Here is a 20683-nt window from a genome sequence, read left to right as displayed (position 1 = left end):
CAGATGTGGAGAGGGTGTAACACCCTGTGTTGGTCCTCACAATATAATGGTCGGACCGAAAAGGCAACGGATTGCCGCTTACGCTCTTATCGCATCGCCCATACAGGAGAGCGCTTTTCGCGAAATGCAGTCACGCCCTCGACGATGTCCTCGGTCGTGAACGCGAGCGCGAGCTGGGATTGCAGCGCCGTGAGGGCGTCGGGCAAAGACATGTCGCGGGTGTTGTTGATCGCGTCCTTGCCGAGACGCATGAGGAGCGGCGACTTGCCCGCAAGCCGACGCGCCCATTCCTGCACTGCGGCGTCGAAATCACCGTCCGGAATCACCCGGTTGACGAGCCCCAATTCGAGCGCTTCCGCGGCGGTGATCGACTCGCCACACATCATCAGCTCGTTCGCCTTGAGCCGCCCGACATTCCGGTAGATCAAGGCGGAGATCATGAACGGGAAGACGCCGACATTGATTTCCGGGCATCCGAACGTGACCGACTCCTTGGCGAGCACGAAGTCGCAGGCCAGAGCGAGCCCGAACGCACCCGCCAGGACGTCCCCACCGGCCGCGCAGATCACCGGCTTCCCGAGGCCGCCGATGAGTTGATAGAGCCTCGGGAAGCGGTCCAGTCCGGCGTATTTGACGATCGTGGGGGTGTCGCTCGCGAACGCCTTCAGGTCACCACCCGCCGAGAAGATCTTCTCGTGCGACGAGGCCAGGACGACGACCCGGACGTCGTCGTCCCCACGGGCGCGCTCGAGCGCGGCCAGCAGCTCGTCGAGCAGATCGTCGGACAGCGCGTTGCGCGTCTCGGGCCGGTCGAGAGTGAGGACGGCGACATGCTCGTCGAGGTCGTATCGGACAGGCTGCCTCATCGTGCGAATCCTTCCACTTTGGTCGTACCATTCGACCCTAGTACTCGGTCACTACTGAAAACAAGAACCGGTGCGATTTTCCTGAAGTGGGTGACGAATTTGGACTGACCATATACATTGGTGAGGAGGCTCGCGGCGGCGATGAAACGCCCAGGTGACACCGATCTATACTGTGCTGCGTGTCACAGGGAGTGCGGCAGCGTCGTCGCCGTCCGTGCGGCAGCCGCGGCGCAAGGAGTAGTGAGTGGTCATTTCGACGAGTCCGTTCGAGCTTGCCCAGCAAGCAGTTGCCGAGTTGCATGAGCTACTGGGGAGCGAACCGAACCTCGTCCGCTTGGCGGACGGCGAGCCGGATCTGACAGTGATCCGCGCGTTCGCGGCCCGGAAACTGCGGGAAGGCCCCGAGTCAGCCGAGCTAGCTGTGCGCCTCGCGGAACTCGTGACACGACTCGACACCGCGAGCCGTGACGACATCGCTCGCCGGCTACACGTCCATACCGAGCAGTTCGAGGCGTTGCAGCAGGTGGTCCGCGCCATCGATGCCCGCGCCGACCACATCGCCCGGACAGTGACGCAGGAATTGTGCACGAGCCTGGGATACGGCAAGGCGATGTTCTCCGTGGTTCGCGGTTCCACCTGGTCTCCCATTGCGCTAGCGGTCAACCCCAGCCTGACCGAAGACTTCCACGAACTCGTCACGGCGATCGACGGCCGGGAGATCTCGCTGCGCGAGGCGCCCCGCGAGGCCGAACTGGTCCGCCGCCGTCGGCCGTATGCCGTAGACGGCGTGGACACCTACCGGCACACGTACCGCCCTCTTATCGACCTGTCACGTCCGGCGGGATACATTGCGGTCCCCATCGTCGTCGACTCACGCACGGTGGCAATGATTCACGTGGACCGCCAGAGCGACAGCCTGACCGACACCGATGTCCATATCGTCGGAGCGCTGGCAGGTGTCTGCGCGTCGGTGAGGGAACGCGCCGACCTGCGGCAACAAATCTCTGCGCGCAACGAGCACGTCGACGCCGAGATCCAACGCCTCACTCGCGCACTGCGACATCTCGAGCAGGCACCCGTCACGATGCCGGAACTGGGTACCAGCGAACCCCCCGCAGGCGCGCCGAGTACGGATGTCAATGCGCAAGCACCCGCCATCCCTCGCGCGCACACGCTGACGGCCCGCGAGCGTGAGGTGTTGACGCTGATGGCGACGGGCGCGACAAACGGCACCATCTCTCGGCGGCTGTGCATTTCCGACGGCACCGTCAAGTCCCATGTCCAGCGGATCTTCAAGAAACTCGGCGTCTCGACGCGAGCCGAGGTGGCAGCGCTGTGTGCCCATGCCAAGACGGTGAACGGTGGCTGACGTTCCCCGCTCCGCATCGCAACCCGGCGAGAACACTGCGGACGACGAACTCGATCGTGCCATCTCGGACATCCTCACCGAAATGCGCACAGCGAGTTCGGAGCACGCCGTCGAACTCGGCCGGCGTCTCGTCGACCTATTCGACCGCAGAAACACGCTCGCTTCGACGCGGACCGCCGAGATCGATGCAATCGCGAGGAGTATCGATCGCGCCGTGCACGCACTCGACGATGCCGCCTCGAGTGCGGAACTCATGCGGCGAGCGTGTGAACGCGTCGCCGAACTCTGCACCGCGGACAAGGTGGTCCTCTCCCGCCTCGATGGCGACCGGATCGTCCCCGTCACCTCGTTCAGTGCCGCCCCCGAGACAGCACCGTCGTTCCCCGCCGAGTTCGGTCTCCTGGCAGGCTCACCCGAAGAGCACGCCCTCGAGACGAACGCGGTCACGGTCGGATCCCACGTTCGCGCCGAGCTTCGAGAGGCGCTGGGCGTCAACGGATTCACCGTCGTCCCCGTCGTCGTCGACGGGATCGCTGCTGCGCTGCTCCACGTCGGTACATCACTCGACGGCGCGAGGCGCCACGCCCTGGGAGTGTTCGCCGAGGTGCTGGGCGGGTGTTTCGAGCGGGTCGGGCTCGAATCCCGCCGCGACCGCCAGGACGCCCTTCTCCGAGAAGGTGTCCAGCGGTGGACCGGCGACACGGACTTCGACGCGGTGACCACAGGTTCTCCCGACCTCGCGTCGGCCGGGACCGAGCAGGACGACGCCGATCGGCGACTGCTCGACCCGCTGACCGAACGCGAGGCGGACGTCGTGCGGCTGATTCTCACCGGCGCGTCGAACTCCACCATCGCCGCCGAACTGTTCATCACGGTCGATACGGTCAAGTCGCATGTGAAACACATCCTCCGCAAACTCGGCGCCACCAACCGCGCCGAATTGATCGCGAAGTATCAGTCCACCACCCGGTGACTCCGACGTCAGGCGTCCGAGGACGGGACGGTCACCGTGACGGTATCCACATCCGGCCTCAGCACGAGCTGGCACGCGAGGCGAGAACACGGCTGTACGCCGTCGAGGAACTCGAGCAGGTCTTGTTCCTCCAATGTCGGCTCCTCGAACGACCCGCAGGAGTTTTCATCGAGGTACACGTGACAGGTGGCGCACGAGCAGCTACCGCCGCATTCGGCGACGATGCCGGGAAGGTTGTTACGCACCGACCCGTCCATCACGCTCTGGCCTGCTGGAACGTCGACGGACGAGGTCGAGCCGTCGGGCAGCTGGTATACGACGGTGGGCATGGCAATCTCCTTCGGGGTGATCTGTGAACGTCTGTGCGGTCTCTCTCGCCGAGTGGGTTGCCGTCCCGGGATTCGGCCGCGTTCTGTACCAATTGTGTCGCGGGTCACTGAACCGCACGTCACCACTTCGACGTATTACCCCCCTCCAGTGGGGTGAAGTTCCGCGGCACGAGACCGCCACCAACTGCGTGACTCAGCACACATACCCCATTAGGTAGACAACTTTCCATCAATGGTGTGATGCCCCTCACTCTCGTGACTGACAGGCTGATGTCACTCCAGTCGGCGAGGGCGCCGCGACACCCGGCGCCGGAACTCACTGCACCACGAAGGGGAATTGATGAGCACCACAGAACAGGTCACGGAACTGATTCCGGACGCCGTCGCCCGTCAAATCGTTCTTCCCGAAGGACACCGGGACAACGACGCTTTGTTCGAGGCCTACCGCTGGTTGCGGGAGAACAATCCCCTCGGCCGCGCCGAGGTGGAGGGCTACGACCCCATCTGGCTGGTGAGTAAGCACGCCGACATCATGGAGATCGAGCGCCAGCCCGACATCTTCACCAGCGCTGGGGGTGAAGACAAGGGGTCCGTCAATCCGATCCTGGCGAACCAGGCCGGTGACGCGTTCACCAAGAGCATCAACAACGGCAGCCTCCGCATCCTCGAGACCCTCACCTACCTCGATCCTCCGGAGCACACCGCGATCAAGGACATCGCGCTGGACTGGTTCCGGCCGACCAACCTCGCCAAGTGGGAAACGGTTATCCGCGACCTGGCCAAGGCCGCCGTCGGCAGGCTCCTGGAGACGGATGGGCGGATCGATTTCGTCAAGGACTTCGCACTCCACTACCCCCTGCACGTCATCATGAGCCTGTTCGGGGTACCCGAATCGGACGAGCCTCGGATGATGGCGCTTACGCAAGAATTCTTCGGCACCGCCGATCCCGACGCCGTCCGTGAGGATGTCGAACCGCTCACCCCGGACGCCGCCGCGAAGCAGTGGGTGGCCACAATTCAGGACTTCTACGCCTACTTCGAGCGACTGCTGGAGGACCGTCGAGCCAACCCGCGTGACGATCTCGCGACGATCATCTCGGTGGCGCGCAACGAGAGTGGCGAGTACTACCCCAACGAAGTGGCGTACGGCTACTTCATCGCGATCGCCACCGCGGGACACGACACCACGTCGAGCACCCTCGCCGGCGGCATGCTCGAACTCGGCCGCAACCCCGACCTGCTGGCGAAGGCGAAAGCGGACCTGGCGCTCGCTCCACACATCGTCAACGAGTCGCTGCGCTGGGCATCGCCGGTCAAGCATTTCATGCGTCAGGCGACTCAGGACTACACGCTCCGCGGTCGCGACATCAAGAAGGGCGACCGATTCATGCTTCTCTACCAGTCGGGCAACCGTGACGCGGACGTCATCCCGGATCCCGACCGCTTCGATCCGACCCGCCGGCCCAACAAGCACATCGCGTTCGGCTACGGCCCGCACATGTGCATCGGGCAGCACCTGGCGAAGCTGGAACTCAAGATCATGTTCGAGGAGTTGCTCCCCCACATCGAGTCGCTGGAGCTGGTGGACGACACCAAGATGATCCAGACCAACTTCGTCGGCGGACTCAAGAACATGCCCGTCCAGATCCAGTTCACCAGGTAGCCTGATGTCGCACCCAACACCGACCGTGGTGATCGTCGGGGCCGGGCATGCCGGCGGCACACTCGCCGGCATGCTGCGGCAGCAGAAGTTCGACGGCCGCATCGTCCTGTGCGGGGACGAAACCCACCCGCCCTATCACCGCCCACCACTGTCGAAAAAGTACGCCGACGACGGGTTCGTCCAGTGGCTCAAACCGGAAGCGTTCTACGCCGACAACGCGATCGAGACGCTGCTGGGAGACTCGGTGGTGGGTATCGACCGGGACGCCCGAACCGCGACGACGGCGTCCGGCACAGTACTCGAGTACACGACACTCGTCCTCGCGACAGGCGCCGCGCCGCGAACCTTGACGTTGCCGGGGAGCGATCTCGAAGGAGTACTCAGTCTGCGCACGCTCGCCGACGCCACGCTGCTGCGCGACGCCGTCCACACCGGATCGGCACTCGCCATCATCGGCGGTGGTTACGTAGGGCTCGAAGTCGCAGCGTCGGCCCGGGCGCGCGGATGCGACGTCACGGTGATCGAACGGGAAGACAGGGTGCTGGCGCGGGTCGCCAGTCCCGAACTATCCAGCGTGCTCACCCAATTCCATCGAGACCGTGGAACTCGCATCATCACTGGCGCCGAGGTCCGCGAGATCTCAGGCACGGACGGACGGGTCGAGGGGGTCGCGCTGGGGGACGGAACCGAAATCCCCTGCGACATGGTTCTGGTGGGTGTCGGTGCGATCCCGAACGACGCGCTGGCCAGGGAATCGGGTATCGAATGCCTCGCGGGTATCGTCGTGGACGGTTCGGCACGCACCAGCGACCCGCACGTTCTTGCGATCGGGGACGTGACCTACCGACTGCACGACACCCTCGGCAAGATGGTGCGACTCGAAAGCATCCCCAGCGCAGTCGAACAGGCGAAGCAGGCGGCGGCGGTAATCATGGGTGGGCCCATGCCGCCGCACGAGGTACCGTGGTTCTGGTCGGACCAGTTCGACCTGAAAATGAAGATGGCAGGGATGGTCGGTCCCGACACGAGAGCTGTGCTGCGTGGCAACCCCTCCGAGTCCTCCTTCGCCCTCTTCCATCTGAACACCGACGGCATTCCGGTCGCCGTCGAGACCGTCAATGCCGCAGCTGAATTCATGGCGGGCAAAAAATTCATCGGCAACCGCACCAAGATCGACCCCGCCGCGCTCGCAGATCCCGTTATTTCTTTGCGGGAAGCCGTTCTCTGAGCATTTCGATTTCGGCCGGTCTCACGTGCCGGCCTTCAAGACATGGAGTAATGACGATGGAAGCATTCGCAGCAGTCGCGAGAGAACCGCGCACCGAGTTCACCCTCGAGCCGATCACCATCGAAGGCCCTCGCGCCGGTGAGGTACTCGTGGAGATCGAGGCGGTCGGTATCTGTCACACCGACCTCGCCGCCCGCGACGGGGCCCTGCCGACCGCACTGCCCGCCGTCCTCGGACACGAAGGATGCGGCATCGTCAGGGAAGTCGGTGACGGTGTCACCAAAGTCGCCCCGGGTGATCGGGTCGCCATCACCTTCAACAGTTGCGGTACCTGTCCGTCCTGCACCACCGGGGCGCCCTCGTACTGCCACCAGTTCATGCACCTCGCCTACGACGGCGTCCGCGACGACGGCACCGGACCGATCACCACCACCGACGGCGAGTCCCTGACCGGCCTGTTCTTCGGCCAGTCCTCCTTCGCCACCCACAGCATCGCGTTCGAACGCAACGTCGTGAAGGTCCCGGGCGACGTCCCCGCCGAACTCCTCGCACCCCTGGGCTGCGGTATCCAAACCGGCGCAGGTGCGGTGATGCGCTCACTGAACTGCCGACCCGGATCGGCCGTGCTCGTCGCCGGCGCCGGTTCCGTCGGCCTCGCCGCCGTGATGGGCGCTGTCGTCCGCGGCTGCGCGACCATCATCGCCGTCGAACCGCACCAGTCGAGGCGTGATCTCGCCCTCGAACTCGGCGCCACCCACGTCATCGACCCCACCGCCGGGCCGGTCGCCGAGCAGGTCCGGGCCATCATCCCCGCCGGGGTGGACTATGCCATCGACACCTCCGGCATCCCCGCCGTGATCGAATCCCTCGTCGGCGCCATGACCTTCCACGGCAAGATCGGTCTCATCGGCGTGCCCGCCGACCCGGAGTCGTCGGTGCCGCTGAACATCATCAACTCCCTCGCCATGGGGCTGACCATCACCGGAATCATCGAGGGCGACAGCGTCCCCGACGACTTCATCCCCGAACTGGTGGAGCTGTACAAGGCGGGCAGATTTCCCCTCGACAAACTCGTCACCACTTTCCCCTTCGCGAAGATCAACGACGCGATCGACGCCCAGCACCGCGGCGAGGTCCTCAAACCCGTCCTCGTGCACCACTGACCACCCACTCCGAACCCTCACTGACGAAGGACACCCAGATGACCATCGACTACCCCGATCTCTACATCCGCGGCGAATGGGCACGGCCGTCCGGCGATGCGACCATCTCGGTCATCTCCCCGACCACCGAGCAGCAGATCGGCTCCGTGCCGGAGGGCACCGACACCGACATCGACGACGCCGTCGAGGCCGCCCGCACCGCTCTCACCGACTGGGGGTCCCGGACCGCGGCCCAGCGCGCCGAGGTCCTCGGCCGCTTCGCCGACGAACTCGAATCCCGCGCCGAAGACACCGCGACCCGGGTGAGCAGCCAGAACGGCATGCCCATCACCCTCGCCCGCCAGTTCGAGGGCGGCTTCCCACCGCTCCTGCTGCGCTACTACGGCGAGATGGCCGCAAAACAGGAAGACGAGATCCGGCCCGGCATGCTCGGCGGATCCACCCTCGTCACCCGCTCCCCGATCGGCGTCGTCGGCGCCATCGTCCCCTGGAACGTGCCCCAGGCCATCACCTTCCTCAAACTCGCCCCCGCCCTCGCCGCCGGATGCACCGTCGTCCTCAAACCCTCCCCCGAGACCGTCCTCGACGCGTTCCTGATGGCCGAGGCCGCCATCGCCGCCGGCCTACCTGCCGGCGTACTCAACATCGTGCCCGGCGGCCGAGAACTCGGCGCCTACCTCGTCGCCCACCCCGGCATCGACAAGGTGTCCTTCACCGGCTCCACCGCCGCCGGCCGCGCCATCGGCCGCACCTGCGGCGAACTACTCCGCCCCGTCACCCTCGAACTCGGCGGCAAATCCGCCGCCGTCATCCTGGACGACGCCGACCTCGCAGCCAACCTCGAATCGTTTTACGCGGCAACACTGCTCAACAACGGGCAGATCTGCTGGCTCGGCACCCGCGTCCTCGCACCGCGCTCTCGCTACACCGAGATCGTCGACACCATCACCGACCTCGCCAGAGTCATCTCGGTCGGCGACCCCCTCTCCGACACCACCCAGATGGGACCACTCGTCTCCGCCCGACAACGCCATCGCGTCGAAAGCTACATCGACAAGGGCCGCGCCGACGGCGGACGCGTCACCACCGGCGGCCGCCGACCCGACAAACTCGACCACGGCTGGTTCGTCGAACCCACCGTCTTCGCCGACGTCGACACGGGCCACACCATCGCCCAGGAAGAAATCTTCGGCCCCGTCCTGTCCGTCATCCCCTACACCGACGAGACCGAAGCCATCACCATCGCCAACCACTCCGACTACGGACTCGGCGGCTCCGTCTGGACCGCCGACCCCGAACGCGGCGCCCAATTCGCCCGCCACATCGCCACCGGAACCGTCGGCATCAACGGCTACACCAACGACCCCACCGCCCCCTTCGGTGGCATCAAAAACAGCGGCCTCGGCCGCGAACTCGGACCCGAAGGCCTCGCGAGCTACCAGCAGCTCAAGAGCATCTATCTCGACGTGCGATAACCCCCGGCCGGTGCGGTCGTGCGACGCCTCGCACGGCCGCACCGGCTTTTCCAGGCAGTGAGCACCGGAGACGCCGAGACCATAGAAGAGCTCGCCATGCTCGATTTCGCCGTGAAGTGGGCACGCTTTGGGGGCGGGGGCGAACACATCATGCCCGAGTTCAGCGTCTTCCCTGCCGTGTTCACGGCCAGACCTTCTTTCCCATTTGGGGGGCGCGGCGATTTGGAATCTCACACTTGCCATGGAACGCAGCTCCATCATGACGGTGCTCCCGCCCGCGGATACCACGGCAGCGACAAGACGGTCCGCCGGTTCCTGCAACCGCGGCGGGATGCAGTGGGTTCGGCCGACACCACCGGACGCGCGGAGTGTCCGGCAGGTTATTTCGGCATAATAGGCAGTTTCATAGTCCTGTCGCCGCTGGCGGTGGTCGCTTCGAACCATGTCCCTGGACTCGAGATACGAGGTCACCGAGTGCCGGATCGGCGGGGTCGTAGATTAAATGGGTGGAGGTGATCGGAGTGACCATCAGGACACGCAGTGACGAGGAGAAGGTTGCCATCGCCCAAGCCCTTCGGCAGGAAAAGCTTGGTCGATTACCACTGTCGCGGCCGCTCCTCCGGGCGCAATGTGGCTCTCCCGCTCAAGCTGCCGTGACCGCGTCTGCCTTCCGAGCCGGCGCGCCATCCGGCTCGGGCGTAGCAAACGGCCGAGGAAGAAACTTACTCGCGCCGTTCACCGCCAGAGTGCACAGCATCATGGTGAGCAGGGTTGCTGCCCAGACTATTCCGCTCGAGAATTCGGACTCGTCGAGATGTAGCGCGATGATGATCGGTGCGCCGAGGCCGAAGTTCGCACCGAACATTGTGACGGGGAAGACCGCTAAGAGGCCGATGAGGCCCCACGCGGTGGACACCCGCCGCCAGAGCTGCACCGCCAGTACAGTAAACAGCACAACCTGGGTTCCCTCGAGTACGCCGATGACCAACGGATAGTTCCAGATCCGCAATTCGTACGGGCCGTAATAGGTATAGACATTCGTACCGGTACCGATGATCTCGAAGACGCACGAGGTGATGATCTCGGCAACCCAGATGAGGAAAAGGTGCTTGCGTCGCAGGCTCCCCTCGTACATGCGGCGGCCCGCGTAGAGGCAGGCGCTCGCGTACAAGATGATGTAGCCGCTATGTGACCAGTTCGGCTGAACGACGCCGAACGCAGTGAAGTGGGAGTACATCGCTCCCGGCTCTCCGTTATGGACGTCGTAGAACCAGAGGTCAAACGCTACATCGTAGAGCGGTTCAGCGAAGGCCGCGATACCGGCCGCCAGACACGCCAGCAGATAAAAGGGAGTCCGCTGCCGGACGCACATTCGGAAGGCAATGGCCAGCATAATGGCGACTATGACCCAACTCAGCCAGGTGAAAATACTCTGCCAGAGCATGTCGAGTTCATGCTGCATGACCTCGGATGGCATGCGCCCCATAGCTACTCCTAGTCCAACATCTTTACACGATCGCCATTCCGCGCCTGGTATGCCAACGGTCCCTCGAGGGTAGGTGCACAACGCGATGTCACACATCTCCCCAGGGGGGTAGGGGAATCGCACTTTGGGAGTAGGCGTCGGCCGCAGGGGAAAGGACCAATGCCGGGGTGACCTCGCCGGGAGGAGCGAGTATCAAGGGTCGAGGGACGAATCGTCTCGCGAGCGGTTTTCAAGTCGAGCAGTCCAGAGTTAGAGTCAACCACATGAGTGATAAGCGAATTCGTATCCGTATGGGCGACAGCGGTGTAGCGATTGTCACGATGGTCCGTGCCGACAAGCACAATGCGTTGGACAAGGCTATGTTCGAGGGGTTGCTCGAGGCCGCAGATCGCCTCGCTACAGATCGCACGGTGAGAGCTGTTGTGCTTCATGGCGAGGGGCGCAGCTTTTGTTCGGGTTTGGATATTTCGAGTTTTCTTGCTGATTCAGCGGGGGGCATCGACGCCCTGTTCGTCCGGGAGGATGGCCGGCTTGCCAATTTCGCCCAGCGCGCGGCGTATGACTGGTCGAGAGTTCCTGTGCCGGTGATCGCAGCGATCACAGGAAATTGCTTCGGTGGCGGTTTGCAGATCGCGCTCGGTGCCGACATCCGAATCGCTGCGCCCGATGCCCGGTTGTCCCTCATGGAGGTCAAGTGGGGACTGGTGCCGGACATGGCTATCACTCAGTCCCTACCTGGTGTTATGCGCGTCGATGTGGCGAAGGAACTCACTTTCACCGGACGTATCGTTTCGGGTCTGGAGGCGAGTTCGTTAGGGTTGGTTACTCGCACGGCGGATGACCCGCTCACTGCAGCACTCGAATTGGCGGATGACATCGCCGAGAAGTCGCCGGATGCGATCCGGGCGGCAAAGCGCCTCTACGATGAGACCTGGCGTGGCGGCGACACAGCGGGTGCGCTGGCCCTGGAGTCCAGGCTTCAATTGGGACTTCTGGGTACACCAAACCAGGTCGCCGCTGTCGCTGCGGGCGTCTCCGGGCGCGCCGCCTCGTTCATCGACCCGGAATGAATCACGTTCTATTGAAGCGTACTCCGCGCTTCGGGTGTACTGGAGGATCCCCGAACTAGCCGTCCACCCGATAGCCCACCGCGTTCAGTGCAATGGCGCCGTATTTCTGCGCGACGGCGTGGTGTTCGGGCGGACACTCGACGTACCAGCCTGCAATGGCATCACACATGTCGAGCAATGCCCTAGTGATGAGCACGGGATCCGCGACAGTGAATACCCCGCGCCTGCGCCCCTCTCGTACGATCCCGAGGAGCAGACGTTCGATCCCCGTTCGCACACGCTCGAAGCGGTCGCGATTCGGTGCGCTGAGAAACCGAATATCCGGCTTCAATGCCACCATCCGGGGGTTGGTGAGAGTTCCGAGGAGTATCGATTCGACCACATAGGTCAGTCGGACCTCCGGCTTGCCCCCGCCATCGTCCCGCGCGGCGTACGCGCGGGCGAGGACATCTTTGGTCGCACACTCGAGCAGTGCGGTAAAGATGCCTTCCTTGTTCCCGTGATGGTAGTACAGCGTGGGCATCGTCACGCCTGCGCGTTGAGAAATCTCCCGCACCGTCGTTCCGCGAAACCCGTTTTCGTAGAAGGCGTCCAGGGCTCCGTGGAGAATGGGTGACAATGCTGGTTGCGCCGCATATCGCCAATCCGGTTCGTCGAGCACCGCTGTTGCCTCGTCGACTACTGCTGACGGTACTCGGCGCCGTGAAGCCATTGGTCCTGCCTGGGTCGGTCGTCTGTCGATGTGGGTTCGCAGTTTTACAATGGAGGGAGGTGGCCTCTAAGGAGTAGCCATGCAATCGCGGTGACGAGGTTCTGGATCGGGTCAACCAGGTCGATGATCATGTGATCTCTCTTCTTCGTGAGTTTATCGGGGTTGGTCGGAGCTAGTCGACCGCGTACATCTCGTCCGTGATGACGGCCGGAAATTCTTCTGTGATCGAGGTTGATTCGAAGCTTTCCTGGATCGCGAGCTGGGCGCTGAAGGGCAGAGTGTCCATGATCTCGCGCACCCTTTCTTGCCTGCGGGCGACGGCTTGGCGGAATGGCATGCCGGGGGTGGCCTTCATCTGCGGGACGATGCCCTCGACGTCGTCGACACCGCCGGCGTGGTGACCCGCGTCGACCATGGCCTGCTCCGCGGCCATCTGTGCGTCGTCCTTCTCCTCGGACATGCCGATCGGGCCGATCATGGTGCCGTTGAGGAACTGCTTGACCACCGGCTCCTCGCTCGTGAGCAGCACCTCGCGGGGTCCGAACATCACCAGTTGGCGGCGGAAGAGCATGCCGATGTTGTCCGGCACCGTGCGGGCGAGGTTGATGTTGTGCGAGACGATCAGGATCGTCGCATCGATCTCGGCGTTGATATCGATCAACGTCTGGGAGATGTAGGTGGTGCGGACCGGGTCCAGGCCGGAGTCGGGCTCGTCGACAAGGATGATCTGCGGGTCCAGCACAAGGGCCCGGGCCAGGCCGGCGCGCTTGCGCATGCCTCCGGAGATTTCGCCGGGCAGTTTTGTCTCGGCGCCGATCAGTCCGGTCAGCTCGAGCTTTTCCATCACGATCGCGCGGATCTCGGACTCGCTCTTCTTGGTGTGCTCGCGCAGCGGGAAGGCCACATTGTCGTAGAGGTTCATCGACCCGAACAGGGCGCCGTCCTGGAACAGCACGCCGAACAGCTTCCGGATCTCGTAGAGCTCCTTGGTCGAGCACTCCAGGATGTCGGTACCGTCGATCACGATCGATCCTTGCTCCGGGCGGAGCAGACCGATCAGCGACTTCAGGAACACCGACTTACCGGTTCCCGACGGGCCGAGCAACGCGCTGACCTCGCCGGGCGGAAGCGTCAGCGACACGTCCTGCCAAATCTTCTGCGATCCGAAGGACTTCGTCAGATTGGTGACCGCTACCTCGACACCCATTGTTTTTCCTCACTCTCACGGCCTAGGGATTGGTGCTACGCAGCGGTGGCCACTATCCGCTGCAGTGTTTGTCAGAACAACGGCTCGAATCGGCTGATCAACCAGGTCTCGTCGACGCGGGTGAGTCCGATCCGAATTGCATTCTGTGACTGCGTCGTTTCGGGACTGCTTGCCGTCGTGGTGCTCTGATTGATGTAGACGAGAACCGATGCTTGGTCTGCGGACACCGATTCGACCGCAGAGCCTGCTGCGGACGCCTGCATCGTTACCTGCTTGTCTCTTGCCGTTGGCGCGACCACATCCTTCGCCAGCTTTGTGTATGTTTCGAGGAAGTCGCCGGTCAGCACGCCCCGTGCGGCGTCCAGATCCTGATCGACGGTGTCGGGCTTGTACGACAACAGCGCTACAGCGCCGTCGGAAGCAACCCGCGTCACGGATCCGTGCGCTGCCACGACTTCCTGGTCACCGGCGCGTTGGACGAAGAATTGGACCAGGACGAGGACGAGGAGTGCACCGAGCGGGATCATCGCTGCGGCCGTCAAGCCGAGTCGGCGCCCACGGCCGGCTGGTCCCCCGGTATCGGACGTCCTGACCACTGATCTGGCGATGTTGTCGGCGAATGTGCGCCGCTGTCCCCGATGGAGTGGCCAGAACCGTCCGATCAGGAACAAGATCCCGTCGACGGGCAGGCACGCTACCCGGATCGTTGCACGGACGATGCCGATCGGAGCTCCCGTAGTGACGGATACGGTGCGGAGGCCCTCGAGGTACTTGCCGGCAGTTCGCCCGGTGCGTCCCTGGCAGATGACGCTGTTGGCGACGATGAAGAGCCCGGACACGGCCACGATGCCCCAACACAGGACGGCCCATACCTGCCCCGCCAGAATGTGGGACAGCACCCCAGCAGTTGCCGCCGCGGCGAGGGCCGGGCACATGTCGACTGCCAGTGCCCGGGCGCGGCGCACAAGAGATGCTCCCTGCTCCCCCGCGCTGCCGCGGTTGGGTTCCGCGTTCTCTTCTTTCACCTGGGTATCGATGTTCAGTGTCGTCATTGGACGAATCCCACTTTCGACAATTTGAGTTGCCCGTCGACCTCGACAACGTCCACGCGCAGTTGGTACTCCTGTGGCTCGATCGTCGCTGTTATACCGGGATCACTGCCCGACGGCTGGGCCTGATCTTCAGCCGCTCCAGTGGCAGGGTCGGCGGAACCGGACCCGGCGAGCGGTATGTTGCCGTCCGCCGAAGCGGCCACCAGGACAGTGGTGCTGCCGTCGTCATTTCGTCGCTCGATGCCGCTTTCGACGGCGTGGCCGACGGTGACGTTGCCCGCTGCTTTCATGGTGTCGAGGACGGTCTGTTTGCGAGCATCGAAGTCGTCGTGCCACTGGCCGGCCGCGTTGTCGAGGATGCGTCGCACGTAGGCGTCGGGATCATCTTTGCTCGTCGAAATTAGCTGCACCACTGCGCCTTCGGCAAAATGCATCAGGGCCTGGTCCGCCGAATCGTGTTGTTCGACCGCACGGTGATCCCACCATGCCTTGACCCCGGAGGCGGATCCGGCGAGGGAGGTCACAACGAGGAACGCGACTGCGGCGCGGTAGGTCGTTGTACCCCGGCGCCCTCGCAACGCACCACTCCGGCGTGCCGGACGCTGCGGCTGCTCGTGGGCAGCCGGGTCCGGGGAATCGTCCCGCAGACGTGGTTCTGCCGCTTTCGCGGCGCGCTCGGCGGCAGCAAGTGCGGCCTCCGCGGCCGCGCGGGCTTCGATTGCGCGAGCGCGCAGGGTCGTGGTGTCGTCGTCGACCCGCGATCGTGACGTGTTGGTGGATGTCTTCGTCATCCCAGCCTCCTTGGACGTTTCAGCACGGGTATCTCACAGGGGCTCGAGTTGGGAGATGAGCCACTGATCGCCGGATGCCTCGAGCCGTACTCGTACACTGCTGAAGAGGTACGTCGGATCCGGTTTCGCGGCGCTGGCCGTGGTGCCGCGGAGGAAGACGAGTACCACCGCAGAGTCGGATTCTGCTGAAACCACCGACGTTCCGCTCGCTTCCCAATGCGTCTCGACCTGCCCTTGCTTCGCCTGCGCGATTATGGTCTCGGCGGTGAGAGTTGAGTACGAGTCCAAGAATTCGCCGGTCAGTTGGCTTTTGGCTCGGGCGACGTCGTCCTCGACGGTGGCTGCCTTGTAGGTCAGCACCCCCGCGGTCAGTTCACCGGCCTTCTCGGCGACAGCGGCCCGTGTTTGTTCGGTGCGTTCGCCGGGGACGGTGAGGTGCAGGTGTGCCACGGCGGCGAAGACCACCGCCGAAGAGGCCAGGAGCGCCACCACAACCAGGGTGCGCGTGCGCCGCCCTCTGATGGTGGCTGAGAGGGTGAACGCCTTTTCACTGCGGTAGGTCAGAGCGCCGATGGCGAGGACACCGACTGTGCCCGAAAGGATGAACCAGAGGGGGAACTCGAGAACAGCCCCGGTGGCCACGAGGACACTGAGTGCGACCGCGGTGAGTCCGCATCTGAGGAAGACGGCCTGCCGGGCGGTGGCCGGCTTCGATGCGGCCGCGGCGGGCGGTTCCTGTGTCGGTTCCGCTGCGACATTTCTGTTCTCGAGTTCACAGGTCATGGCACGACCTCCACTTTTGACAATTTGTAGGATCCGTCGACATCGACGATGCCGACTCGTAGACGCCAGGTTCGTGGCTCGTCCTTGGCGCCGGCGGCGTTGCTTACCTTCGACACCGCCGATACCAGGACGGTCGTGCTGCCGTCGTCGCTTCTGCCCTCGATGCCGGCACCGAGAATTTCGCCGCTCGACTCGGTCTTCGACTCGGCGATGGCTGAGACGAACTGATCTTTTGTGCCTTCGAATTCGGTGAGCCACGATCCGGTCGCGTCGTTGATGATCCGATCCGCGCCGGCCGCGGGATCCTGCGAGCTCGGGGAGATCAGGTTGAGGACTGACTGCCGGGCAGCGCCGAGCATGGCCAGATCCTGATCGCGGGCGTCCTGGCTGTCCTGGTGCGCGCGTGCGAGGGCGCCCGCGGTCACCAACAGGCCCACCAGGACGACCGCGAACAGCGCCGCGGCGAGGGTGTTCCATCGGCGGGCGCCTGGTCTGGGGCGCCGCGGATCGTGGCGAACGGCTGGTATGTCGCCGGTGTCGCCATCTTCCTGTGCGGCTGCCGCGGCTTCCGCTGCCTCGGCCGCTTCGACGGCTGCCTCGGCGGCCTGCCGTGCGTCGAGTGCGGCGCGGACGGCAGCGACAGCCGACACGGTGTCGGATTTACGTCGGAGCATCAGTGGCCTCCTGTCAGAATCGCCTGTACGGGCGACGTTTCACTGTGGAGAGATCCCGTGCGGCTGAGATCTGTTTGCGTGTATGTTCTGCCGTCGCTGCCCTGATACTGGCCGGACCGTGGGTTGTAGCTTGCCGTCCCGATCTGAGGGGCGGCCGGCTCTTGTGTGTGGGACGCGGGGGTGACCGAGTTGCCGGTGGTCGGTGTCGGGTCCCCCACCCAGGGATTGGTTCCCGACGAGGTGTACGGCTCGTCGCTCTTGCAGATCTCCACGGTGGGGGCGCGTTTGCCGGGGTTGTCCATGCACGGCAGGTTCCGTGCGCCGCGCACGGCGACCGACGAGTCCTGCGGCACCGCGCAGAAGATCGGGTCGGATGTGCGCGTCGGAGCGTCGACGGCAGAGCCGTCGCGTCGTTCGGACGCCGGGAGAAACCCGGTCGTGCAGGGCGGCGGTGCGTTCAGATTCAGGTTGAAGTCGAGGAATGCGCCGTTGGACGTTCCCTGATCGGGGACGTTGATCGTCTTGAGGGCGCTGACGCTGGCGGGCAGCAGGACCAGCAGCTGTTCCAGTGATTGATTGTAAGTGACCGCAACCTGACCGAGACTGGTCAGGTTGGCCGCCAGGAGTGGGGCGGTGGGGCGTAGTTGCTGGAAGAGTGCACTGGCCTCACTGGCCGCGGCGGGACTGGTTTCCAGGATGTGCCGGACGTGCTGGTCATTCGCTTCGGCCTGTTGGACGGTGCCCGCCAGGTTCGCCACCCACTCGCGGATCGCGGGGCTGCTGACCTTTTGGGAGTCCAGAAATGGTGCCGCGTCGTTGATCAACGTGGTGGTGGCGTCGGCGTCGGTGTAGGCCTGGTCCAATACACGGTCGGATCCGTTGAGGATCCGTTGCAGCGAGGGGCCGGATCCCTCGAACGCCGTGTGAGTCTCGTCGATCAGTGCGCTCAGCTGTTGCTGCGGGATCGATGTGAGGCTGGCGTTGAGGGTGTCGATCATCGGTCCGATGTCTTGCGGCACACTCGCTTGGCTCGCCGGGACGACCGCCCCATCCTCGAGGAACGGTCCCTCGAGCGAGCTGGGAACGAAGTCGAGGTACTGTTCGCCGATCGCGGACCTGCTGTGCACCTGGGCCTCGGCTGAGACCGGAATGCGGACCGAGCTATCGAGATTCAGCGTTGCACGTGCCCCGCCGGCGGTGGGGGTGACATCGGTGACGGTACCGATGGTCGACCCGCGATAGGTGACGTTCGCGCTGCTGTACAGCCCACCACTCGTCGGAAGTTCGACAGCGACCGAGTAGCGCCCGACGCCCACCAGCGCGGGCAACCGCATGTACACGACGCTCATCGTGATCAAGGCAATCACGGTGAGGACGGCGAAGATGATCAGCTGAATCTTGACGAATTTCGACAGAATCATCGGGTACCCCTCATCGCAACGTTGTCGAGTCCGGCCGTCAGCGGGTTCTTCGTCGAGACCGCCGGAATTCGACCCTCCGTACGACCAAGGGCGGTTTCGGCGTTCGTGAGCGACCCCTCGAGGGGTGTGCCCTGCAGCAATCCTCGGTCGAGGCGACCCATGGTGAGATCGACGGTGGCGGAGAGGTTACCGGCGTCACCTTTGAAGAACTTCGGAATGTTTTCCAGCGGCCACGGATACGTGGGGAGCAGACCCAATGCCTGGGTGAGGTCGGAACCGGAGTTGCCGAGCTCACGCAATACCGGCTCGAGCTCACGAACGTTACCCTGTACGTCTTGCGAGCTTGCCGTGACAACCCGGTTCGCCGAGTCGGCGAAGTTTCCGACGGAGGTCACTGTGTCGGTGAGCTTCCTCTGCTGTTCGTCGAGGATGGCGAGTGCGGGCGGGATCCGTTCGAGCGCGCCGGCCAGTACGGCGTTCTGCTGGTCGACGGTCGAGGCAAGGCGATCGAGGCCTTCGGCGGCGGTGATGATGTCGTCGCGCTGTTCGTTCAGACTGCCGCTGAACGTATCCGCTTGATTGAGAAGGTCGCGGACTTCTCCCTCGTGCCCGGACAACCCGGCGTTGAGTTCACCACTGATTTCTTGGATCTGTGCGAGGCCTCCACCGTTCAGCACTGTCGACACCGACGCCAGTGTCTGTTCCGTGGTCGGATAGGTGCTGGCGTTGTCGATCGGGATCGTGTCGCCGTCGCGGAGTTCGCCGGCGGGTGGTTCCGTCAATGGTGGTGCCAGTTCGATGTGCAACGAACCGAGCAAACTGGTCTGCCCCACCTTCGCTGTCGCGTTGCCGGGGAGTCGGACGTCGGGCTCGAGTGAGACCGTGACGACGGCGTGCCATCCGGCGAGGTGCACATCGTCGACGTTGCCGACCGTGACATCGCCGACGCGTACCCGACTGTTCCGCTGAATCGATGTCACATTCGGCATCTCGATCTTGACGGTGTACGAGCCGTCTTCGGAACCTGCGGTTCCCGGCAGCGGCAGGGAATTGGCGCCTTGCCAATCGCACCCCGACACCGTGAGGGTGAATCCGCCGACGAGTGCCACGATGGCACCCCGGGCGAGTTTGTTCTTGGCCATTATCGCCCACCTCCAGCGGGTGCCGGGATTCCGAGTAGCCCTGCCAGCCCGGCAAGTGCGCCGACGGGCTCGACAGCTGCGGGAGCAGGGACCGTACCGCGCAGCCAATCTTCGCTGTAGTCGATCTGCTCGGGTCTGACCTGTTTGCCGGCCACCGGATTGATTCCGACCGGCGGGTAATTCATCTGCACGAGCTGCAATACCGGTGCCAGCTGTTGGACACACAGTTTCGCCGCCTCGGCCGCACCCAGCTGACTTGCCGCCTGGATCGCACCGCAGATGAACTGCACCGGGTTCTGGAGCTGGGTGACAGCCAGCGCGCCGGTGAACGACCCGTGCGCGGGTTCGTAGATGTTGTAGAAGTTCTGGATCGCCGTCGGGCCGACGTGCAGGAGTTGCTCGATGTCGGGCCGGATCTCGTTCAAAGACGTTGTCACGGCGGCGAGGTCGCTCACCGATTTGCTGAGCCCGTCGCGGTTGTCTTTCACGAACTGACCCAGCCGGCTGGTCATCGCATCGATGTTCTGCAATGCGGTCGCCAGTTCTTGATCGGAGTTGTCGAGCACCGATGACACCGAGGCGACGTTCTGATTCAGCTCGACGATTTGATCGTCGCTGGCGGCGAGTGCGGTCATGAAGGCCTGGAGGTTGCGAACGGTGGCGAAAAGATCGTCGCGGCCGTCCGACATCGTCGACATGGCATCGGAGAGTTTGGTCAGTGTCGAGTTGATGTCATCACCCTTGCCGGTCAACGACTCGGCTGCCGTGTCCACGAAATCGCCGAGAGAGCCGGCCTTGTTGGCCTCGGTCGGGCCGATCGATTCGGCGAGATGTTGCAGCTGTTCCCGAAGGTCGTCCCATTCCACTGGCACCGCGGTGCGTTCGATCGGAATCTGTCCGCCGTCACTCAGTTCGGGGCCGCCGGTGTACGCGGGTGTCAGTTGGATCGCACGTGAGGAGATCAGGCTCTGTGACAGTACCGCCGCCTTGGCCTGCTGAGGGACCTTGTAGTCGGCGTCGTAGTGGAACCCCACCCGCATCCGCTCGCCGTCCGGATCGATTGAATCGATCACTCCGACGTCGACGCCGAGGATCTTGACCTTGTCCCCGACGTACAGACCGTTGGTGTTCTCGAAGTACGCGACCGCGGACCTCGTGGTGACGCGGTCGTACGCGCGCCACGCGAGCCCGAGTGTTCCGGCCACGAGTACGGCGACGATGGTCAGGATTGCGATTCGCCATCGGGTCGATCCGCGTGCCATCAAAGACGCGAACATGG

19 protein-coding genes are annotated in these 20683 nt (G+C 64.1%); 7 read left to right on the top strand and 12 right to left on the bottom strand.

The window, feature by feature from the left end; genetic code table 11:
- Nucleotides 1-86 precede the first annotated feature (86 nt).
- Nucleotides 87-866, bottom strand: coding sequence for an enoyl-CoA hydratase/isomerase family protein (locus JQT59_RS09925; protein WP_213575982.1), 780 nt, complete (start codon nt 864-866; stop codon nt 87-89).
- 244 nt (nt 867-1110) lie between these two features.
- Here JQT59_RS09925 and JQT59_RS09920 point away from each other — a divergent pair, with 244 nt between their 5' ends.
- Together JQT59_RS09920 and JQT59_RS09915 are read left to right on the top strand one after the other, a co-directional pair.
- On the top strand, nt 1111-2235 hold the full coding sequence (locus JQT59_RS09920; protein WP_213575981.1) for a LuxR C-terminal-related transcriptional regulator: 1125 nt from the start codon (nt 1111-1113) through the stop codon (nt 2233-2235).
- On the top strand, nt 2228-3208 hold the full coding sequence (locus JQT59_RS09915; protein ID WP_502939809.1) for a response regulator transcription factor: 981 nt from the start codon (nt 2228-2230) through the stop codon (nt 3206-3208). The genes JQT59_RS09920 and JQT59_RS09915 overlap by 8 nt, the downstream gene beginning before the upstream one ends.
- An 8-nt stretch (nt 3209-3216) precedes the next feature.
- On the opposite strand, the gene JQT59_RS09910 is transcribed toward JQT59_RS09915, so the two are convergent.
- On the bottom strand, nt 3217-3537 hold the full coding sequence (locus tag JQT59_RS09910; RefSeq protein WP_213575980.1) for a 2Fe-2S iron-sulfur cluster-binding protein: 321 nt from the start codon (nt 3535-3537) through the stop codon (nt 3217-3219).
- A 340-nt stretch (nt 3538-3877) separates the two neighbouring features.
- Between JQT59_RS09910 and JQT59_RS09905 the strand changes: the two genes are divergently transcribed.
- The 4 genes from JQT59_RS09905 to JQT59_RS09890 are packed head-to-tail and all read left to right on the top strand — an operon-like array spanning nt 3878 to nt 9066.
- Entirely contained in the window at nt 3878-5200 is a 1323-nt protein-coding gene (locus JQT59_RS09905; RefSeq protein ID WP_213575979.1) for a cytochrome P450, read from the top strand.
- A gap of 4 nt (nt 5201-5204) precedes the next feature.
- Nucleotides 5205-6428, top strand: a complete 1224-nt coding sequence (locus JQT59_RS09900) for an NAD(P)/FAD-dependent oxidoreductase (RefSeq protein ID WP_213575978.1) — start codon at nt 5205-5207, stop codon at nt 6426-6428.
- Nucleotides 6429-6484: 56 nt separating this feature from the next.
- On the top strand, nt 6485-7591 hold the full coding sequence (locus tag JQT59_RS09895) for an NAD(P)-dependent alcohol dehydrogenase (RefSeq protein ID WP_213577598.1): 1107 nt from the start codon (nt 6485-6487) through the stop codon (nt 7589-7591).
- 38 nt (nt 7592-7629) lie between these two features.
- A complete protein-coding gene (locus JQT59_RS09890; protein WP_213575977.1) occupies nt 7630-9066 on the top strand; it encodes an aldehyde dehydrogenase in 1437 nt (478 codons plus the stop codon).
- A gap of 643 nt (nt 9067-9709) precedes the next feature.
- On the opposite strand, the gene JQT59_RS09885 is transcribed toward JQT59_RS09890, so the two are convergent.
- The gene (locus tag JQT59_RS09885) at nt 9710-10552 is read right to left on the bottom strand and encodes a hypothetical protein (RefSeq protein ID WP_213575976.1); all 843 of its coding nucleotides are present in this window, start codon (nt 10550-10552) and stop codon (nt 9710-9712) included.
- Between the two features lie 263 nt (nt 10553-10815).
- Between JQT59_RS09885 and JQT59_RS09880 the strand changes: the two genes are divergently transcribed.
- Entirely contained in the window at nt 10816-11622 is an 807-nt protein-coding gene (locus tag JQT59_RS09880) for a crotonase/enoyl-CoA hydratase family protein (RefSeq protein WP_213575975.1), read from the top strand.
- A gap of 55 nt (nt 11623-11677) precedes the next feature.
- Here JQT59_RS09880 and JQT59_RS09875 read toward each other — a convergent pair whose 3' ends face one another.
- The 9 genes from JQT59_RS09875 to JQT59_RS09835 form a co-directional block, all read right to left on the bottom strand.
- Entirely contained in the window at nt 11678-12334 is a 657-nt protein-coding gene (locus JQT59_RS09875) for a TetR/AcrR family transcriptional regulator (protein WP_249354322.1), read from the bottom strand.
- A gap of 172 nt (nt 12335-12506) precedes the next feature.
- Complete coding sequence (locus JQT59_RS09870) at nt 12507-13541, bottom strand: ABC transporter ATP-binding protein (RefSeq protein WP_213575974.1); 1035 nt, start codon at nt 13539-13541, stop codon at nt 12507-12509.
- Nucleotides 13542-13612: 71 nt separating this feature from the next.
- Nucleotides 13613-14593: an RDD family protein gene (locus JQT59_RS09865; RefSeq protein WP_213575973.1), complete on the bottom strand. Its 981-nt coding sequence runs from the start codon at nt 14591-14593 to the stop codon at nt 13613-13615.
- The gene (locus JQT59_RS09860) at nt 14590-15384 is read right to left on the bottom strand and encodes an Rv1363c family protein (protein ID WP_213575972.1); all 795 of its coding nucleotides are present in this window, start codon (nt 15382-15384) and stop codon (nt 14590-14592) included. Before JQT59_RS09860 ends, JQT59_RS09865 begins: the two co-directional genes overlap by 4 nt.
- A gap of 33 nt (nt 15385-15417) precedes the next feature.
- Nucleotides 15418-16167 carry an Rv1363c family protein gene (locus tag JQT59_RS09855; RefSeq protein ID WP_213575971.1) on the bottom strand — a complete coding sequence of 250 codons (750 nt, stop codon included), beginning with the start codon at nt 16165-16167 and terminating at the stop codon, nt 15418-15420.
- The gene (locus JQT59_RS09850; RefSeq protein WP_213575970.1) at nt 16164-16841 is read right to left on the bottom strand and encodes an Rv1363c family protein; all 678 of its coding nucleotides are present in this window, start codon (nt 16839-16841) and stop codon (nt 16164-16166) included. The genes JQT59_RS09855 and JQT59_RS09850 overlap by 4 nt, the downstream gene beginning before the upstream one ends.
- Complete coding sequence (locus JQT59_RS09845) at nt 16841-18262, bottom strand: MCE family protein (RefSeq protein WP_213575969.1); 1422 nt, start codon at nt 18260-18262, stop codon at nt 16841-16843. Before JQT59_RS09845 ends, JQT59_RS09850 begins: the two co-directional genes overlap by 1 nt.
- On the bottom strand, nt 18259-19404 hold the full coding sequence (locus JQT59_RS09840; protein ID WP_213575968.1) for an MCE family protein: 1146 nt from the start codon (nt 19402-19404) through the stop codon (nt 18259-18261). Before JQT59_RS09840 ends, JQT59_RS09845 begins: the two co-directional genes overlap by 4 nt.
- A complete protein-coding gene (locus JQT59_RS09835) occupies nt 19404-20681 on the bottom strand; it encodes an MCE family protein (RefSeq protein ID WP_249354320.1) in 1278 nt (425 codons plus the stop codon). Before JQT59_RS09835 ends, JQT59_RS09840 begins: the two co-directional genes overlap by 1 nt.
- Between the last annotated feature and the right edge of the window lie 2 nt (nt 20682-20683).

Source organism: Rhodococcus sp. USK13 (assembly GCF_018343855.1).
In the GTDB taxonomy this organism is placed as follows: Bacteria; Actinomycetota; Actinomycetes; order Mycobacteriales; family Mycobacteriaceae; genus Rhodococcus_F; species Rhodococcus_F oxybenzonivorans.
The sequence above is the reverse complement of the archived record's forward strand: the minus strand, read 5'-3'. Positions and strand labels throughout refer to the sequence as shown.

What these genes read in the sequence shown, in the direction of transcription:
- JQT59_RS09925 (WP_213575982.1), bottom strand. Translation starts at nt 866, where the DNA reads ATGAGGCAGCCTGTCCGATACGACCTCGACGAGCATGTCGCCGTCCTC.
- JQT59_RS09910 (WP_213575980.1), bottom strand. Translation starts at nt 3,537, where the DNA reads ATGCCCACCGTCGTATACCAGCTGCCCGACGGCTCGACCTCGTCCGTC.
- JQT59_RS09905 (WP_213575979.1), top strand. Translation starts at nt 3,878, where the DNA reads ATGAGCACCACAGAACAGGTCACGGAACTGATTCCGGACGCCGTCGCC.
- JQT59_RS09900 (WP_213575978.1), top strand. Translation starts at nt 5,205, where the DNA reads ATGTCGCACCCAACACCGACCGTGGTGATCGTCGGGGCCGGGCATGCC.
- JQT59_RS09895 (WP_213577598.1), top strand. Translation starts at nt 6,485, where the DNA reads ATGGAAGCATTCGCAGCAGTCGCGAGAGAACCGCGCACCGAGTTCACC.
- JQT59_RS09890 (WP_213575977.1), top strand. Translation starts at nt 7,630, where the DNA reads ATGACCATCGACTACCCCGATCTCTACATCCGCGGCGAATGGGCACGG.
- JQT59_RS09885 (WP_213575976.1), bottom strand. Translation starts at nt 10,552, where the DNA reads ATGGGGCGCATGCCATCCGAGGTCATGCAGCATGAACTCGACATGCTC.
- JQT59_RS09880 (WP_213575975.1), top strand. Translation starts at nt 10,816, where the DNA reads ATGAGTGATAAGCGAATTCGTATCCGTATGGGCGACAGCGGTGTAGCG.
- JQT59_RS09875 (WP_249354322.1), bottom strand. Translation starts at nt 12,334, where the DNA reads ATGGCTTCACGGCGCCGAGTACCGTCAGCAGTAGTCGACGAGGCAACA.
- JQT59_RS09870 (WP_213575974.1), bottom strand. Translation starts at nt 13,541, where the DNA reads ATGGGTGTCGAGGTAGCGGTCACCAATCTGACGAAGTCCTTCGGATCG.
- JQT59_RS09865 (WP_213575973.1), bottom strand. Translation starts at nt 14,593, where the DNA reads ATGACGACACTGAACATCGATACCCAGGTGAAAGAAGAGAACGCGGAA.
- JQT59_RS09860 (WP_213575972.1), bottom strand. Translation starts at nt 15,384, where the DNA reads ATGACGAAGACATCCACCAACACGTCACGATCGCGGGTCGACGACGAC.
- JQT59_RS09855 (WP_213575971.1), bottom strand. Translation starts at nt 16,167, where the DNA reads ATGACCTGTGAACTCGAGAACAGAAATGTCGCAGCGGAACCGACACAG.
- JQT59_RS09850 (WP_213575970.1), bottom strand. Translation starts at nt 16,841, where the DNA reads ATGCTCCGACGTAAATCCGACACCGTGTCGGCTGTCGCTGCCGTCCGC.
- JQT59_RS09845 (WP_213575969.1), bottom strand. Translation starts at nt 18,262, where the DNA reads ATGATTCTGTCGAAATTCGTCAAGATTCAGCTGATCATCTTCGCCGTC.
- JQT59_RS09840 (WP_213575968.1), bottom strand. Translation starts at nt 19,404, where the DNA reads ATGGCCAAGAACAAACTCGCCCGGGGTGCCATCGTGGCACTCGTCGGC.
- JQT59_RS09835 (WP_249354320.1), bottom strand. Translation starts at nt 20,681, where the DNA reads ATGTTCGCGTCTTTGATGGCACGCGGATCGACCCGATGGCGAATCGCA.